This window comes from Nonomuraea sp. NPDC023979 (assembly GCF_040639085.1).
In the GTDB taxonomy this organism is placed as follows: domain Bacteria; phylum Actinomycetota; class Actinomycetes; order Streptosporangiales; family Streptosporangiaceae; genus Nonomuraea; species Nonomuraea ceibae.
On sequence record NZ_JBEZZG010000064.1, the window covers coordinates 1 to 15,817 of the forward strand.

Here is a 15,817-nt window from a genome sequence, read left to right on the forward strand (position 1 = left end):
TTCGCAAGCTACGGTGTTGCCCTCTTCTCGCAGGTCAGCTCGTCAAAGCCATCCTCGTTCTTCAACTCCGTGAAGCAGGATGAAAAGCGTTCAGTGGTTTCGTCGCCGTCACGGCAATGGCGGGTCGTTTTCCGGGCGCTCCGGACGTCGAGACCTTCTGGGACAACCTCTGCGAGGGCCGGGAATCGGTGTCGGTGCTGTCCGACCAGCTTCCGGCGGCGGCAGGCCGGTACGTGCCGTCCTACGGGCTGCTGAGCGAGCCGGAGCTCTTCGACGCCGGCTTCTTCGACTACTCGCCCGAGGACGCCCTGATCATGGATCCGCAGCACCGGTTGCTGCTGGAGTGCGCCCACGAGGCCCTTGAGCGGGCCGGGCACGGCGGCCCGGAACGTCTGCCGACCGGCGTGTTCGTCGGGGGGTCCGTCACCGACCACGGAGCCCTGGTCTGGGCCTGGGGGCAGGCCCGGGGCGTCCCGTTCTCGGACACCCGTGTCCAGCAGGCGAACGACATCGACTTCCTCGCCACCCGGATCTCCTACAAGCTGGGCCTGACCGGGCCGGCCCTGGCGGTGCAGACGGCCTGCTCCTCGTCGTTGGTGGCGGTCCACCTCGCCATCGGCTCGCTGCTCGCGGGTGACTGCGCGATGGCGGTCGCGGGCGGCGCCTCGGTGCCGGCCACGATCCCGACGCTGCGTCACGACCCGGACGACATCTTCGCCGACGACGGGCGGTGCCGGCCGTTCGACGCGCATGGCCGCGGCACCGTGCGGGCGAGCGCGGTGGGCCTGGTGGTCCTCCGGCCGCTCGCCGAGGCGCTGGAAGACGGTGACCACGTGCACGCGGTCATCCGCGGCACCGCGGTGAACAACGACGGCCGGCGCAAGATGGGTTTCCACGTCCCGAGCGTGGCCGGGCCGGCCGAGGCCGCCCGCACCGCTCAGCTGGTGGCGGGCGTCGGCGCCGACGAGATCGGCTACGTCGAGGCGCACGGCACCGGCAGCGCGCTCGGTGATCCGGTCGAGGTCGCCGGGCTGACCAAGGCGTTCCGCCAGAGCACGGACCGGACGGGATACTGCCGGATCGGCTCGGTCAAGGCCAACATCGGCCACGCCGACGCGGCCGCGGGCATCGTGGGGCTGATCAAGACGGTGCTCTGCGTGGAGCACGGTGTGCTCCCCGCCAGCCTGAACTTCACCGAGCCGAACCCGGAGATCGACTTCGCGTCCTCCCCGTTCGTCGTCAACGACCGGACCGTCCCGTGGGAGTCCGCGGGGCGGGCCCGGATCGCCGCCACGAACGTGATCGCGTTCGGCGGCACCAACGCGCACGCCGTGGTGGCCGAGGCGCCGGCCGCGCTCCCGACGACCCCGGGGCGGCCGGACCACCTGCTGGTCCTCTCGGCCCGGACCCGGCCCGCGCTCCAGGACGTCGCCCGCAGGCTGGCCGACCACCTCGAACGGCACCCGGACGCCGATCTCGCCGACGTCGCCTGGACGCTGCAGACGGGCCGGGCGACGCATCCCGAACGCCACTTCGTCATCGCCGCGGACGTGCCCGAGGCTGTCGCGGCCCTGCGCGGAAACCCGCCGGACGCGAACGGCCCAGGACACACAGGCGGGCAGCGGACCGTGTTCCTCTTCGCCGACCCCGGCGGCGACCGCACCGGCTCCGTCGCCGCGATCCACGGCACCGACCAGGAGTTCCGCGCCCACCTGGACGAGATCGCCGAGGCCGCGTACCCGCATCTCGGCCACGACCTGCGCCGGGCGCTGCTCGCCGCACCGGGCCCGGAGAGCACGCCCGCGGGGCCGGCCGCCCACCTCGCCGTGCAGTACGCGACGGCCAGGCTGCTGATGTCCTGGGGGCTGCACCCCGACGCCGTGGCCGGACACGGGCGCGGCGCCCACTGCGCGGCGGCCATCGCGGCGGAGCTGAGCCCCGCCGACACCGCCCGCCTGTTCGTCACGCTCACGGGAGCCGACGCGGACGTGGTCGCCGGAGCACCGGGGCGGCCCGGCCGGCCGGTGCTCCGCGACGTCGAGGCGGCGTCGGACGGCGCACCGGGGCAGATCGTCGTGCACATCGGCGCGGGGCGACCGGCGGCGCCCGCCACCGGCCTCGTCGAGCCGGTGCACGTCGACGTCCTGGACGAGCCCGGCAGGCCACCGACCGGCTTCCGCACGGTGCTCGCCGCGGCCGGCCGGCTCTGGGCGGCCGGGGCGACGGTCGACTTCGCGGCCCTGCACTCCGGCGACCGGCGACGCCGCCTGTGCCTGCCCACCTATCCGTTCGAGCGCCGTCCCTACCTGGTGCCCCGCCCCCCGACTTCCCCGAGCTACGGAGAGAGACTTTCGTGAACGACATCGAGCGAGCCATCGGCTCCATGCTGGTCACCCACCTGTTCGTCGAGGTTCCCGAGGCCCGGCTGACACCCGACGACCGGCTGCGCAGTGATCTCGGACTGGACTCCCTCGGCTTCGTCGAGCTGCGGGTCCAGTGCGAGGACACGTTCGGCATCACCATCTCCGACGCCCATTTCACCCCGGAGAACTTCACCAGCATCCGCACCGTCGCCGACCTCGTCCGCACCCTGCAAGGCAGCTCCCTGACCGCCGGCGGCTGAACGCCCGGCCCCTTGCCCAACGCCGCCGAGAGGACACACCCATGTCAGCCACCCGGACCTGGTTCGAGCGCGATGTCCAGATTGACCACTACGGAGGGGACCCGCTGCCGTTCGGCTGCACCGGGGCGAACGGCATCGTCCAGCACTTCGTCGAGCTCACGGGCAGCCGGGCCGGCCGCTCCTTCGACGTGCTGGACGCCAGCGGCGGCTACGGCTCAGCCTGCCTGGGCGCCGGGTCGGCGGTGATCGCCGAGGCGCTGGCGGCCTCGGTCCGGGAAGCCGGCTACGTGACCGACGAGATCGCCTCGTCGGAGCGCTCACTGCTGCTGGAGCGGCTGTTCGGCGCCGGCGGGCTGTTCGCCGACCGGTTCCCCGCGACGGACTACCGGGTCAGCGGGCGCAACTCGGGCTCCGAGGGCATGGAGCTCGCCCTGCGCCTCGTCCTCGAGTCGCGCTTCGACCAGCGCCGGTTGCGGGCCGTGCCCGGGGCCGAGGAGCGCGACCTCGTGCTCGGGTTCGAGGGGGCGTGGCACGGCTGGTCGGGAGGACTGCTCCCGCTGCTCAACCGCCGCCACTACCGGGTCGGCCTGCCGGGCGTCGCCCCGGAGCGGTTCGGCTTCGGCACCGACCACATCCCGTTCGGCGATGCCGGGGCGGCGCGGGAGTGGTTCGCCGCCCACGGGCACCGGGCGCTGGCGGTCGTGGTCGAACCGGTCCAGGGCGACGCCGGCATCCTGGTGCCGGAGCAGGGCTACCTGCGCGAGCTGGCCGCGCTCGCCGAGCGGAGCGGCGCCCTGCTGGTGGCGGACGAGGTCCTCACCTTCGCCAAGACCGGCCGGTTCTTCGCGATGACCGACGACGAGGGGCCGATCCCCACCGACATCACCGTGATCGGCAAGAGCCTCGGCATGGGGGCGCTGTCCACCTCGATGGTCATCGCCCGCCGCAGGCTGGGCGTGCGCCCGACCGGCGCCGTGTCCACCTCCGACCTGCGCCCCCTCACCTGCGCGGTGATCCGGGCCGGGATCGAGCACATCGTCGCGGAAGGGCTGCTGGAACGCTCCGTGGAGCTGGGCGCCCTGCTGGGCCGGCTGCTGCGCGAACTGGTGGCGGAGTTCCCCGACCTGTACCGGGAGACGCGCGGCGTGGGCCTGATGCACGGGGTCGAGCTGACGGAGCACGCCGCCGCCCGCCTCGCCGAGCTGCGCGTCTGCATGATCCGCAACGGCGTGTACGTGGAGTTCATGTCCGGGGCCGGCCGCCGTTCGCGCGGCCTGCGGTACGTGTACCCGACGATGCGGGTGGCGCCACCGCTCGTGGTGACCGGCGAGGACGTCGAGGCGATCGTCGCGCGACTGGCGGCGGGGTCGCGTGCTCTGCGGAAGCTCGCGGCATGACGGCCACCCCGCCGGAGCCTCCGGACCCGCGGCTGCTGCCGGTCCGCCGCCACGTCGAGCACGCCGACACCGACGCGTCCGGCGTGATGCACTTCGCCCGGTATCCGGCCCTGCTGGAGGTGGCGCTGCTGGCCAACCTCGAACGGCTCGGCGTGGGCCTCGGCGTGCTCGCGCGCGAGGGGTACGACCTCGTCATCACGGAGGCCACGACCCGGTACCGCGCCCCGGCGCGATACCCCGACGAGCTGAGCCTGAGACCCGTCGTCGGGCACCTCGGCGCCGCCCGGGCCCGCGTCGACACGACGATCCAGCGGGCCGCCGACGGAGCCGAGCTCGCCATCGGCTCCCTCGTCGTGGCCCTGACCGACCGCGTAACCGGTGCGCCTCGCGCGCTGCTCCCCGCCCTGCATGCTGCCCTCAAGGAGAGCCGTTCCGATGTCCGCCGTTGAATCCGAAGCCGTGCCCGCCGGCGCGACCGGCCGGGACACGCCGTCCGAGCCGGGGCCGACCATGGGCTTCACCGAGATCAAGAGCTGGCTGCGACACCGGCACCCGATGCTCTACCTCGACCGCGTCCTGGACTACGAGCCGGGCGTGCGGCTGGTCAGCAGCCTCTCGGTGTCGGCGCAGACGGACGCGATCGCGGGGCACTTCCCGGAGCGCGCGATCTTCCCGGCCAGCCACCTGAGCCAGGCGTTCGCGCAGTCCGGGATCATCCTGTTCCAGCTCAGCACCTCACGCCTCGCCGACGACGAGCTGACGCTGATCGGTTCGATGAACTCCCGCTTCTTCCGGATCGTCGCCCCCGGTGACACGGTGACGATCACCGTCCAGGCCGACCGCCTGCTGGGCGCCACGTTCTTCTTCTCCGGCCGGGCGGTCGTCGGCTCGACGACGGTCGCGGCGTTCCGCGCCAGCCTCGTCCGGCGCAAGGCCGCCGACATGGGACACCAGTGGTGGTGAGCGGCGCGCCGGTCACCGGCATGGCCTGGTCCACGGCACTGGGATCGGGCCTCGACCAGGTATGGCGGGCGTTGCTGGCCGGGGCGAGCGGGGTGACGACGGTGCCGGGCGGCCACCCGCTGCGCAACGACCGGGCGGCCGTCGTGGCGGACCTGCCGATGGAGCTCGACCCGGTCGTACGCCAGCGCGAACTCGGTGCCCGGACCCTGCGGGCCGCGGTGGCGGACGCCGGGCTCGACATCACCGACCCGCGGCTGCGCCTGGTGGCCGGCACCAGCTTCGGCTCGCACCTGGACGTTCCGCCCGACGGGCTGGACCGGTGGGGCGAAGCGCTCGCCACGACGGTGGGCCTGGCCCGCCGCCCGCTGGTGGTCAGCACCGCCTGCTCGGCCGGTTCGGACGCGATACTGGCCGGAGCCGCGCTGATCGCCGAGGGGGAGGAGGAGGTCTGCGTCGTCGGCGGCGTGGACGTCCTGACCCCGGCCAAGCGACTGGGGCACTCCGCGCTCGGCACCATGTCGCCCACCGCGCTGCGGGCCTTCGACGAGAGCCACGACGGCACGATCCTCGGTGAGGGCGCGGCCTTCCTCGTGCTGGAGAGTGCTCGCTCGGCGCGGGCGCGCCGGGCTCGCGTGCGGGGCCGGTTGTCCGGTGCCGGCTCGGCGAACGACGCCGCAGGCCCGACGGCCCCGGACCCGAGCGGCGGCACCGTCCAGCGGGCGGCGAGCGCCGCGCTCGCCGCGGCCGGGCGCGGCGCCGGCGAGGTCGGCGTGCTCAACGCGCACGGCTCCGGCACGCCGGTCAACGACGAGGCCGAAAGCCGCGGCTTCGCGCGCACGTTCCCGGACGGGGCGGGGCCCGTCGTGTTCGCGACCAAGGGCGCCTTCGGCCACACGCTGGGGGCCACCGGGGCGCTGGAGGCCGTCGCCGTGCTGCTGGCCTTGCGGGACCAGCGGGTGCCACCGGTGCACGGGCTGAGCACGGTGATGCCGGGATTCCCGCTGCCCCTCCCCGCCGGTGGCGCGCCACTGCCGTTCACCGGCGATGTAGGGCTCAGTGTCACGCTCGGGTTCGGCGGGTTCACCACCTGCCTCGCGCTGGAGGTTCCCGCATGACCGGTCACGAAGGCCACCCGCCGGTCGAGGACCTGCCGGCGCTGGAGGGAGACGGGCTGGTCCCGCTGGCCGAGACGCGGCTCGTCCGGCCCGCGACAGCGCCGCCGCCCCGGCGGATCCCCTCCCTGTACGCCGACCCGGCTTCGTGGGCGGTCCTCGCGGCCGTCGACGACCTGTGGGCCCGGTGCCCGGAGGCGGCGCAGGCACCCGAGACCACGGCGATGGTCCTGGTCAGCACGCACGGCACCGCGGACACGATGGCGGGGATCGCCCGCGCGGCACCGGGCGGGCGTCTCTCGCCGATGCGCTTCGCCGGTGCGAGCGCCGGTGGACCGATCAGCCTCGTCTGCATGGTGCACGGCCTGCGAGGACCCACCCTCGTGATCACCACCGATCCGGCGGACGGGCTGCCCGCGGCCCGGACGATGGCCCGGCACTGGCTGCGGACCGGCGCGGCGAGCCACGTCGTGATCGCCGCGCACACCCACGATCCGCCGCGTGGCCACGAGGTGCGGTGCGTCGTCGCCGGGCCCGCACCGGACCTGCGCCCGCCCGGAACGCCGTGGTGAGCGCGAGCGTCCCGGAGCGCGCCGCCGTGCTGGCCTTCCTGGCCGCGTCCGTGGACGCCGGAGAAGGTCGCGGCGGCGCGTCCGGCGTCGGGCCCGACGAGCCAGGGGCCGTCGTAGACGCGATCGCCGGCCTGGACCTTCCGCTCGGCTCCCCGTTGCTGATCGCGATGCCGAACGGCAGGATCGCCCTCGCCGCGTTCTTCGGGGCGTTGCTCGCCGGGACGGTCCCGGTGCTGGTCCCCCCGACGGCGGGAGCGGCGCGGATCGCCGAGATCCGCCGGCACCTGGGTGGCGCGGCACTGATCGCGCCCCGGATCGACCCGGCGCGGTACGGAGCGGTGGCGGTGCACCCGCTCGGCGGCCGGTGCGAGGCGGCGCTGCTGGAGAGCGGGACGCACCTGGAGAGCGGGACGCGCCAGCCGTACCAGCCGGGCGAGGTCGTGCTGATGACCTCGGGCACCTCCGGGATCGCCAGCGGCTGCCTGCACGGCATCGACGCGTTGCTGCGCAACGCCGCCCGCCACGCCACCGCCGTCGGCCAGCGCCCGGACGACACGGTCCTGGCGTCCCTGCCCCTGTACTACTCCTACGGCCTGGTCGCGCAGGCGCTGGCCGCGTTCGTACGGGGCTCGCGGCTGGTCGTCTCCGGACCGCCGTTCACCCCCCGGTCCTTCGCCGGGACCATCCGCGCCCACGAGGTCACGGTGTCCTCGCTGACGCCCAGCGCGGCGGTGCGGCTGGCCGCGGAACCGCCTGCCGGGCCCGCCCTGCGCGTCCTCACCGTCGGCGGCGACGAGCTGCACCCGGAGCACGTCGGCTCCCTGCTGGCCCACGGTCCGCAGGAGGAGCTCTACCTCACCTACGGCCTCACCGAGGCCGGCCCGCGCGTGACCACGCTCGCCGCGCACCGCGAGCCCGAGCACCGATGGAGCTCGGTCGGCCTCCCGCTGCCCGGGGTGCGGACGTACCTGCGCGACGCCGCGGGCGACGGGCCCGGCGCGGAGCTCGTCGTCGAATCCGACACGGTGCTGCGCCGGCGGCTCCCCGGGGGCGCCCCGACCACCGCGAACACCATCGGCACCGGCGACCGCTTCGACATCGACGCCGACGGCTACCACTACTTCCGCGGCCGGTCCGGGGAATCGGTCGTCGTCGGCGGGGAGAAGATCTGGCTGCCCTCGGTGCGGCGGATCGCCGCCGGGGTGCCCGGCGTCCGGCGCGCCACCACCACCGTCTACCGGGACGAACGTCACGAGCTGCGCTACAGCCTGGACGTCGCCGTGGACGACCCCGGGCCGCGGCAGGCGGCCGAGATCGAGCGCGCGCTCAACCGCGTCCTGCTGCGCGCCGAGCGACCGCACCGGATCACGTTGGTCCAGGCGACAACTGAGGAGTGGCGTAAATGAGTCCCGATTCCGGCACCACGGTCCCGGTGCTGCGCGCGGTCGCCGAGCACGTGCGGCGGACGCCGGACGCCGAGGCGGTCCGCTCAGCCCGCGAGACCCTCGGCTACCGCACCCTGTGGGAGCGGTCCGCGCAGGTCGCGGCGCGGCTCGCGCAGCTCGGCGCCGCTCCCGGCACGGCCGTCGGCGTACACCTGGAACGGTCGGCGGACCTGGTCGTGGCGCTGGTCGGGCTGCTGCGCTCCGGCTGCGTCGCGGTGCCGCTGGACGTCGCGTACCCGGTCGAGCGGCTGCGGTTCATGTGCGCCGACGCCGGCGTGGAGCTGGCCGTCGGCCACCAGGGCCCCCTCTCCCGGCTGGGCGGCTTCAGCGTCGTCGCGGCCGACCGCGAGGTCTGCTACGCCTCCGCCGGCCCGGCCCGGCCCGTGCCGGACCCCGCTCCGGCATTCGAGGCTCCCGAGGTGACCGGCGACGACCTCGCCTACGTCGTCTACACCTCCGGGTCCACCGGCCGTCCGAAGGGCGTGCGCTACGCCCACCGCAACCTCGCCAACCTCGTGGTCTGGCAGGCAGGCGCCAGCGGGTGCGGGCCGGGCGACCGGACGCTGCAGTTCGCCCCCGCGTCGTTCGACGTGACCTACCAGGAGGTGCTCACCGCTCTCGCGGAGGGCGGCACCGTGGTCTGCTGCGACGAGGACGAGCGGCTGGACCCGCAGTTGCTCTGGGACCTCATCGAACGCGAACGGGTCAACCGGCTCTTCATCCCGTTCGTGATGATCCAGTCGCTCGCCCTGTTCGCCGACGACGCCACCCCGCAGCGGCACCCCCTGCGCGAGATCCTCACATCGGGGGAGCAGGTGCAGTGCACCGCGCCGATCCGGGCGATGTTCACCCGGCTGCCCGACTGCCGGCTGGTGAACCAGTGGGGCACGACCGAGACCCACGTAGCCACCTGGTACGAGCTGCCCGCGGACGTGACCACCTGGGCCGGCCTGCCCTCGATCGGCAGGCCGATCACCGGCACCGCCGTCCGGGTCTGCGATCCGGACGGCCGCCCGGTGCCGGACGGCGAGGTGGGCGAGCTGTGGATCACCGGTGCGGCCGTCGGACCCGGCTACCTCGGCCTGCCCGAACGCACCGCGCGCAGCTACCGCACCGACCCGCTGGACCCGGCGGCGCCCGCCTACCGCAGCGGCGACCTCGGCCGCGTCACCCCGGACGGTCTCCTCGAATTCCTCGGCCGGGAGGACACACAGGTCAAGGTACGGGGATTCCGGATCGAGCTCGGGGAGATCGAGAGCGTACTGGCCGCCGACCCGTCCGTCGCGCAGGCGGTGGTGGTGGTCGCGGGCTCCGCGGCCGAGGACCGGAACCTCCGCGCGTTCCTCGTGCCGAAGGCGGCTCCGGAGGACGCCTCGGCCTGGACGGCGGGTCTGCTCGCGGGCCTGCGCGACCGGCTGCCCGCCTACATGGTGCCGGTCCGGGCAGACGTCGTCGGGTCGTTGCCGCGCACCCCCAGCGGGAAGGTCGACCGGCTCGCCCTGGCCACCGGGGGAGCGGCATGATCGAGAAGATCACCGTGGCGGCGCCGGACCACATCCCGGCGCTGGACCGGTCGGCGGGGTCGGCGCCGCTGTCGGGCGCCCAGCGGGCGCTGTACCTGGTCGAACTGCTCCACCCGGGTACGCCGATGTACAACATCACGGTGGCCGTCCGCCTGGAGGGCCCGCTCGACGTCCCGCGGCTCCGCAGCGCCATCACGCGCGTCGTCGCGCGGCACGACGCGTTGCGCACGACCTTCGTACGCGGCACTGTGCCCCCGTTCGAGCCCGTCCAGCGGATCGGCGCCCCGGACGCGGAGCTGCCCGTCGTCGACCTTGACGCCGACGTAACCGAGGACGTGGACGCCGCGGCGCTCCGCGTGGCCCAGTCGTGGGCCGACGAGCCGTTCGACCTGGAGCGCGGGCCGCTGCTGCGCACGCGGCTGCTCGTGGCAGGGCCCGAGCGCCACCTGCTCGTCGTCACGATGCACCAGCTGATCTCGGACGGTCCGTCGCTGCAGGTGTTCTTCGGTGAGCTGGCGGAGGCGTACGCCGGTGAACCCGAGCGCGCCGCGCCGGCCGTGCGGTTCGCCGACTACGCGGCCTGGCAGCGGGCCCGCCCCGCCGACGCCGAACAGCTCGGCTGGTGGCGGAACCGCCTCGCCGGGGTCCCCACGGTGCTACGGCTGCCGGCCGACCGGCCCCGTCCGGCGGTCGCCGGCCCGCGCGGGGGCAATCACCGGCACACGCTTCGCGCGGCGGTGATGGGACCGGCGCTGCGGCTGGCGCGGGACCTGCGGGTGACACCGTTCGTGCTGGTGCTGACCGCGTACGCCACCTTCCTCGCCCAGCTCGCCGGCACCCGGGACGTGCTGGTCGGCGTCCCGGTGAGTGCCCGCGACCGCGCCGAGCTCGAAAGCGTCATCGGGTTCTTCGCCACGACGCTGCCGGTGCTCGTCGAGGCCCACCGCGACCGGAGCTTCGCCGACCTCTGCCGGTCCGTCCAGTCGGAGCTGCTGGACGTCCTGACCTACCGCGACGTCACGATGGAGCAGCTCGCACAGGAACTCTCGCCGGACCGCGACCCCGGGCACGCCCCGCTGGTCCAGGCGTTCTTCTCCTTCGAGCAGGAGCCGATCGTGAGCCCACGCCTGGAAGGGCTGCGCGCCACGGCCGTCGACCTCCCGCCGACCGGGGCGAAGGTCGACCTCGACCTGGTGGTCTTCCGCTCGGCCGAGGGCGGGGACGACTTCGACCTGACGCTCACGTACCGGGCCGACCTGTTCGAGGCCGCCACCGTGGCCCGGATGGCCGCGCACTTCGAGCGGCTGCTCGTCGCGGCCGTCGCGGAGCCGGCGGCCCCGATCCGGTCCCTGCCCAGCCCGGACGGGGTCGTCGTCCCCCGGCCCCCGGGTCCGGCGGCGGCAGCACCGGCGCCCCGCCCCCTTCCCACGACGTCGTCCCGCATCGGCCTGGAGCAGGACCTCGTCCAGATCTGGCGGGAAGTGCTGGGCCGCGACGACATCGGCCTCGACGACAACTTCTTCGACCTCGGGGGCACGTCCTTCGCCCTCGCCGCCGTACACACCCTGATCGGTGCTCGCACCGGAGAGGAGACGTCGTTGGTGTCACTGCTGGAGTTCCCGACGATCGCCACGCTTGCGCGGCACCTGGCCGGTGACCCAGGAACGGGACAGGCGGCGGCCGAGCCGCCCGACCGGGCGCGTGCGGCCCGGCTGCGCGACCGCCGGAACCGGCTGCAGCACCTGCGGCCCGGGCGGGGGAGCGCCGAGTGAGCGACTACTCCGAGAGGGCCGGGAGCTCCACCGCCGGGGACGAGTCCGGCGGCGTCCGGACCGGAACCGCCGGCGTCGTCGCCGCGATCTGGTGCGAGCTCTTCGAGGTGCCGCGCGTCGACCCGCACGACGACTTCTTCGCCTTGGGCGGGCACTCGATGCTCGCGGTCCGGATGGCGTCCCGCTTGCGGACCGAGCTGGGGCTACGGGTGCCGGTGCGCACGATCCTGGAGAACCCGACGGTGGCCGGCCTCTCCCAGATGCTGGACGAAGCCGTCGGGTCCGCCACCGATCAGGCCGGCAACTGAACCGACGTGGGGCTTCGGCCAGAACGAGCCGCGACTGCCCCGTGCGCGCCTATGTCAATCGGTCGTGCCGGCGTGCACGGCGATGATTCGCCAGCCGTGCGTCTCGGTGTACAGCCACGTACGGGTGTAGCGCATCCTGGCCGAGAACGGCGCACCGGAGACGGTGCCTTCGACGGTGCCGAGAAACCACGTCACCCCGGTGTGCCCATCGGCGAGCACGGTCAAGTCCTCCTCGGCCACCTTCGTCAGCACCTGCGTCCGGGTGCGGTGCAGCTCCAGGTCGTCCGCCTTGGTCGCCACGTTCGCACCGAACGTGAAGATCAGCCGATCGTCCAGCAGCCGATCCAGCGCCTCGACATCTCCGGCGAGCTGCGCGGCCTGGAGCCGGCGTTCGGCGTCCCGCAAGTCTTCCATCATGACGCCCACCCTCCCAGCCGGGGCCGTATCCCCGCCAGGACGTTCACGCTCGGCTGATCTTCGCAGCCCGATCCAGGGACCCCGACGCCGCGGGGGCGGGCGCTCCTGCGAGGCACGGAACTGCTGGGCCGTTTCGGCACAGCCCAGCAGCGACTCGGGTCAGCCTTCGAAGCATTTATCGGATATTACCTTGCCTGTATTTCTGTCCTTGCACACCTCGCATTGACGGGTCTTCGTCTTTCCGTCCTCGATTATTTGGCTCGTCTTGAACGTGCAGGTGATCTGCTTGGGTCCTTCTTCCTTCTGGGGTTTGCTGGTCTTCGGCTCGCAGTACTGCTGCTTCCAGTTGCCGCTCTTCGTCTTGCAGAGCCGGCACCGGTTCTTGCTGCCTTCCATCCACTTGCATTTCGGGGCCGCGGCCGCCGCGCACGCGCCGAGCGATGCCGGTGCCGCCGCCGGCGTGCTTTGAGTAGAGCCCCCGGCCCGGACCTGCGGAGTCGCCGACACCGCCGAGGGAGCGATCGCGACCGTCACCAGAGCGCTCGCCGCGAATACTTCCTTGAGCATGAGACCACCCCCTTTTTGTGTCGCCTCGCGCTTTCTCTTTCCATCGTCACTCCTGCTTCCGGGCCGACGTCAAGTCGCTGCGCAAGATTTCCGAAACCGCTGCCGCGCGGCGGTGCGGGAGTTTTTACGGTCGATTCAAGCTTTTACGCAAACACTGCATTGTGCGCCCTGTCCCCAAGGAGTCGTGGCCGGGTTTTCCCCAGGTTCGCACCCTGGTCGAGGATGTTCGCCATCGGAGGGTGCGGGGGAGGCGGCAACGGCGACGTGCCCGGTCAGGCTCCACGCTGACCGGGCACAACTCAGACCTGGGGTCCTACGGGTGGAACTTGGCGAAGTACTCGGGCGGCAGCTTGTTGAGCCAGGCGTGCGTGACGCCGGTCCAGCCGATGCGCAGGAAGTCGGCCTTGCCGTCCCCGTCGAGGTCGGCGAAGTGGATGTCCTTGACCGGCACCTCCGCGTCACCGGCTATGCGCCCGATGTCGCGATACTTCCCGCCGGCGCCCTTGGCCCCTTCGTTGATCCAGGCCCTGGCGCCGCCCTTGGCGGTGATGAGGATGCGGTCGGCGCGCCTGTCACCGTTGATGTCGGCGTAACGGATCTCGCGGGGGTACTTGAGCGGGCCGCTGATCTTCTGGGGCGGGGCCCAATCCAGGTACTTGCGCTCGCCCTTGACCTGGAAGTCCCTGTTGTACCACGCGGTCGCCGTACCGTCGGGTTTGAGCAGCAGGTAGTCATCGCGGCCGCCTCCGGTGACGTCCGCGAAGCGGATCCTCGTGTTGGGATCGATGGTCAGCTTGTCCCCTTCTGAGCCGTTGGAGAAGACGTTCGCCACGCCGTCGTACTTCTTCATGCACATGCGCTGCCCGGCCGGGGCGCCGGCGTTCCACGTGCGCACGTCCACCTGCCCGGTCAGCCATACGGTCAGGCAGTCGGGGAAGCCGTCGCCGTCCACGTCGGCGAAGCGCAGCATGTTGCCGACCGCGCCGCCGGGCGGCTTGTAGGAGTGGGTGCCCTCCACGAACGGCACCCACTTGCTCCCCGAGGGCCCGCTGTTCCACCAGAACCGGAAGTTCTGGTTCGTGTCCACGGTCACGAACTCGGCCTTGCGGTCCTGGTTGATGTCCACCATCCAGAACCTGTTGCTGGAGGGGAACTGGGTCTCCTGGATGACGCCGCGGTCCTCCCAGCCGGTGCCCAGCTTGTCCGACGTCGGCACGTGCAGGCCGGGGCCGTGGTCCACGAGACCGCAGGGATTGCTGCCCGCGTTCGCCGCCATCGCGTGCGGCTTGCGGATCCAGTTCTTGCCCATGGCCTCGCGGGCCGCCTTCACGAACGCCTCGCCGATCTTGCGGTAGCCGGCGGCGTTCGGGTGGACGTTGTCGGAGCCGATATCGGACAGCTCCAGCCCGGTGGTGTCGGCGTACCCGACCCGCAGTCCCTGGCCGGCCAGCCGTCCGGCCAGCTCGGCGATCTGGGCGGTGAACGCCTCTCCGCGCCGGTTGGTGGCCGGGTCGCCGAACGGCTGCATGCCGGCCACCAGCACGGTCACGCGCGAGTCGTCCTCGATGACCTGCTTGATCAGGGATTCGAGCCGGCCGATCGCCCCGCCCATCTCGTGGTCATAGATGACGTCGTTGCCGCCCGCGATGAGCGTGATGAGGTTGGGCTGGTACGTCTTGACAGCGCACCGCGCCTTGTCGGCGATCTGGTTGATCTTGTATCCCCGCCAGCCTTCGACGTCGCGGTCGGGCATGGTTCCGACCCGTACGGATCCGACCCAGTCCACCTTGGGGGTGGTGTCCTGGGCGGCGGCCGCCGCCGCGTCCTTGGCCTCGAAGAGGTCGCTGAACCCGTGGTCGGCCACGTCTCTGTAACCGTTGCCGTCCGGGCTGCCCTCGCCGAAGGTGCTGGACGACCCCAGCCCCATCACCCGCAGGGAGTCCGCGGGTTCGCCGTCGCCGCCACCGTCGTCGCCGCCACCGTCGTCGTCACGAGGCGGGGTGTTCGGGTCCGGCATCCCCGGCGGCAGGATGTTGGTGTAGATGTTGAAGTCGAAGGGCAGCTCCTCCTCCTCGTAATACTCGCCGTTGGCGACGAGCCGGCGGTGGGCCTTGGCGAGGTCGCGGGCGAATTCGTTGCCCTGGTCCTTGAGGGCGAGGGTGGCCGAGCCCCAGTCGTGTGCCGCGAGCTTGTCGCGCAGCGCGTTGGAGGGGAAGCCGCTCCAGCTGATCAGGTCCGGCTCGTGCCAGCGCCCCTCATGGTTCTCCGGCTGCTCGCCCTTGTCGGCGAACCGGAACGCGTGCGTGTCGCCGCCCTGCAAGTGGTAGACGATCTTCGGGTGGTCGCCGTCCATCTCGATCTCGGCAGGCTCCCTGACGACATAGCTGCCGTGCTGGGAGGCGGCGACGTACTTGACCTCGTTGTCCTTGGTCCAGACCACGATGTGTTCCCAGTCGTGGACGTGTCCGTTGTGTACGAGGGTGCCGTCGTTCTTCTGGTCCTTCTGGAAGTACAGCGCGTACTTGTGCGCGCACCAGCCGTTGGCGTTGCACCGGGTGCGCGCGTACATGTTGCTGTTCTTCAGGTCGGAGGCGTCGTGGCACGCCCCGTTGCGTGCGCCGCCGAGCTTCAGCCCCGGGTTCATGGCGCCGTCGTGGCCGATGGCCACCGACGGGTAGCAGCCGTCGTTGTCATAGTCCAGGAGCGGCCGGAACTTCAGGTGGGCGGCGCTGGCGCTCTCCGCGATCTCGGGAGGGGGCGGCTCGGCCCACGCGGGCGCGGTGACGCCCACGATGCCGAGGCCGGCGACCAAACCCATGGTCAGGGCATGGGCCGCGAGCCTTAACGATCTTCTCATGAATGCTTCCCCTCAGCATTGGCATGCCGGCCGTCGATGACCGGATCGACCTTCGCCTGGCCAGGGTCCACCACCGGCGCGATCTTCCAACAGACCACCTGTTGTCCATTTCGTGGTCAGAAGGGGGCGTCCTCCTGGGGCATCAAGACGGACGCCTGCCGGCGTTCCCGCCGAGACCGTCGTCGGCAGGGGCAGCATCACCTCCACCCGCGTCCCCCGGCCCGGTTCGCCGGTGATGACGCAGATGCCGCCCAGTTCCGC

The 15,817-nt window shown here is 72.6% G+C and carries 14 protein-coding genes and 1 pseudogene; 12 read left to right on the top strand and 3 right to left on the bottom strand.

From position 1 onward, the window contains the following. Window positions 1-113 precede the first annotated feature (113 nt). From AB0G11_RS48250 to AB0G11_RS48305, 12 genes and pseudogenes are all read left to right on the top strand, one after another. Window positions 114-1,181, top strand: a pseudogene (locus AB0G11_RS48250) (polyketide synthase); the annotation flags it as partial. Next, a complete protein-coding gene (locus tag AB0G11_RS48255; RefSeq protein WP_357593985.1) occupies window positions 1,170-2,357 on the top strand; it encodes a ketoacyl-synthetase C-terminal extension domain-containing protein in 1,188 nt (395 codons plus the stop codon). The pseudogene AB0G11_RS48250 and the gene AB0G11_RS48255, both read left to right, overlap by 12 nt. Then, window positions 2,354-2,623 (top strand): acyl carrier protein, encoded by a 270-nt coding sequence (locus tag AB0G11_RS48260; protein ID WP_357593960.1) that lies wholly within the window; start codon window positions 2,354-2,356, stop codon window positions 2,621-2,623. The genes AB0G11_RS48255 and AB0G11_RS48260 overlap by 4 nt, the downstream gene beginning before the upstream one ends. 41 nt (window positions 2,624-2,664) lie before the next feature. Beyond that, complete coding sequence (locus tag AB0G11_RS48265; RefSeq protein WP_357593962.1) at window positions 2,665-4,020, top strand: aminotransferase class III-fold pyridoxal phosphate-dependent enzyme; 1,356 nt, start codon at window positions 2,665-2,667, stop codon at window positions 4,018-4,020. Continuing rightward, window positions 4,017-4,469: an acyl-CoA thioesterase gene (locus tag AB0G11_RS48270; protein ID WP_357593964.1), complete on the top strand. Its 453-nt coding sequence runs from the start codon at window positions 4,017-4,019 to the stop codon at window positions 4,467-4,469. Before AB0G11_RS48265 ends, AB0G11_RS48270 begins: the two co-directional genes overlap by 4 nt. Continuing rightward, window positions 4,456-4,983, top strand: a complete 528-nt coding sequence (locus AB0G11_RS48275) for a hypothetical protein (protein ID WP_357593965.1) — start codon at window positions 4,456-4,458, stop codon at window positions 4,981-4,983. The genes AB0G11_RS48270 and AB0G11_RS48275 overlap by 14 nt, the downstream gene beginning before the upstream one ends. Continuing rightward, complete coding sequence (locus AB0G11_RS48280) at window positions 4,980-6,098, top strand: beta-ketoacyl synthase N-terminal-like domain-containing protein (RefSeq protein WP_357593967.1); 1,119 nt, start codon at window positions 4,980-4,982, stop codon at window positions 6,096-6,098. Before AB0G11_RS48275 ends, AB0G11_RS48280 begins: the two co-directional genes overlap by 4 nt. After that, window positions 6,095-6,667 (top strand): hypothetical protein, encoded by a 573-nt coding sequence (locus AB0G11_RS48285; protein WP_357593969.1) that lies wholly within the window; start codon window positions 6,095-6,097, stop codon window positions 6,665-6,667. The genes AB0G11_RS48280 and AB0G11_RS48285 overlap by 4 nt, the downstream gene beginning before the upstream one ends. Then, entirely contained in the window at window positions 6,664-8,073 is a 1,410-nt protein-coding gene (locus AB0G11_RS48290) for a class I adenylate-forming enzyme family protein (protein WP_357593971.1), read from the top strand. The genes AB0G11_RS48285 and AB0G11_RS48290 overlap by 4 nt, the downstream gene beginning before the upstream one ends. Beyond that, window positions 8,070-9,635: an amino acid adenylation domain-containing protein gene (locus tag AB0G11_RS48295; protein ID WP_357593973.1), complete on the top strand. Its 1,566-nt coding sequence runs from the start codon at window positions 8,070-8,072 to the stop codon at window positions 9,633-9,635. The genes AB0G11_RS48290 and AB0G11_RS48295 overlap by 4 nt, the downstream gene beginning before the upstream one ends. Continuing rightward, a complete protein-coding gene (locus AB0G11_RS48300) occupies window positions 9,632-11,407 on the top strand; it encodes a condensation domain-containing protein (protein WP_357593975.1) in 1,776 nt (591 codons plus the stop codon). The genes AB0G11_RS48295 and AB0G11_RS48300 overlap by 4 nt, the downstream gene beginning before the upstream one ends. Next, complete coding sequence (locus AB0G11_RS48305) at window positions 11,404-11,715, top strand: phosphopantetheine-binding protein (RefSeq protein WP_357593977.1); 312 nt, start codon at window positions 11,404-11,406, stop codon at window positions 11,713-11,715. Before AB0G11_RS48300 ends, AB0G11_RS48305 begins: the two co-directional genes overlap by 4 nt. A gap of 54 nt (window positions 11,716-11,769) precedes the next feature. Here AB0G11_RS48305 and AB0G11_RS48310 read toward each other — a convergent pair whose 3' ends face one another. The 3 genes from AB0G11_RS48310 to AB0G11_RS48320 form a co-directional block, all read right to left on the bottom strand. Then, the gene (locus AB0G11_RS48310) at window positions 11,770-12,132 is read right to left on the bottom strand and encodes a nuclear transport factor 2 family protein (protein WP_357593979.1); all 363 of its coding nucleotides are present in this window, start codon (window positions 12,130-12,132) and stop codon (window positions 11,770-11,772) included. 159 nt (window positions 12,133-12,291) lie between these two features. Beyond that, window positions 12,292-12,699, bottom strand: coding sequence for a hypothetical protein (locus AB0G11_RS48315; protein ID WP_357593981.1), 408 nt, complete (start codon window positions 12,697-12,699; stop codon window positions 12,292-12,294). A gap of 313 nt (window positions 12,700-13,012) precedes the next feature. Beyond that, window positions 13,013-15,517, bottom strand: a complete 2,505-nt coding sequence (locus AB0G11_RS48320) for an NPP1 family protein (protein WP_357593983.1) — start codon at window positions 15,515-15,517, stop codon at window positions 13,013-13,015. Between the last annotated feature and the right edge of the window lie 300 nt (window positions 15,518-15,817).

Coding starts and splice junctions, on each gene's coding strand:
- AB0G11_RS48265 (WP_357593962.1), top strand. CDS start 2,665: ATGTCAGCCACCCGGACCTGGTTCGAGCGCGATGTCCAGATTGACCAC.
- AB0G11_RS48270 (WP_357593964.1), top strand. CDS start 4,017: ATGACGGCCACCCCGCCGGAGCCTCCGGACCCGCGGCTGCTGCCGGTC.
- AB0G11_RS48275 (WP_357593965.1), top strand. CDS start 4,456: ATGTCCGCCGTTGAATCCGAAGCCGTGCCCGCCGGCGCGACCGGCCGG.
- AB0G11_RS48285 (WP_357593969.1), top strand. CDS start 6,095: ATGACCGGTCACGAAGGCCACCCGCCGGTCGAGGACCTGCCGGCGCTG.
- AB0G11_RS48295 (WP_357593973.1), top strand. CDS start 8,070: ATGAGTCCCGATTCCGGCACCACGGTCCCGGTGCTGCGCGCGGTCGCC.
- AB0G11_RS48300 (WP_357593975.1), top strand. CDS start 9,632: ATGATCGAGAAGATCACCGTGGCGGCGCCGGACCACATCCCGGCGCTG.
- AB0G11_RS48310 (WP_357593979.1), bottom strand. CDS start 12,132: ATGATGGAAGACTTGCGGGACGCCGAACGCCGGCTCCAGGCCGCGCAG.
- AB0G11_RS48315 (WP_357593981.1), bottom strand. CDS start 12,699: ATGCTCAAGGAAGTATTCGCGGCGAGCGCTCTGGTGACGGTCGCGATC.
- AB0G11_RS48320 (WP_357593983.1), bottom strand. CDS start 15,517: ATGGGTTTGGTCGCCGGCCTCGGCATCGTGGGCGTCACCGCGCCCGCG.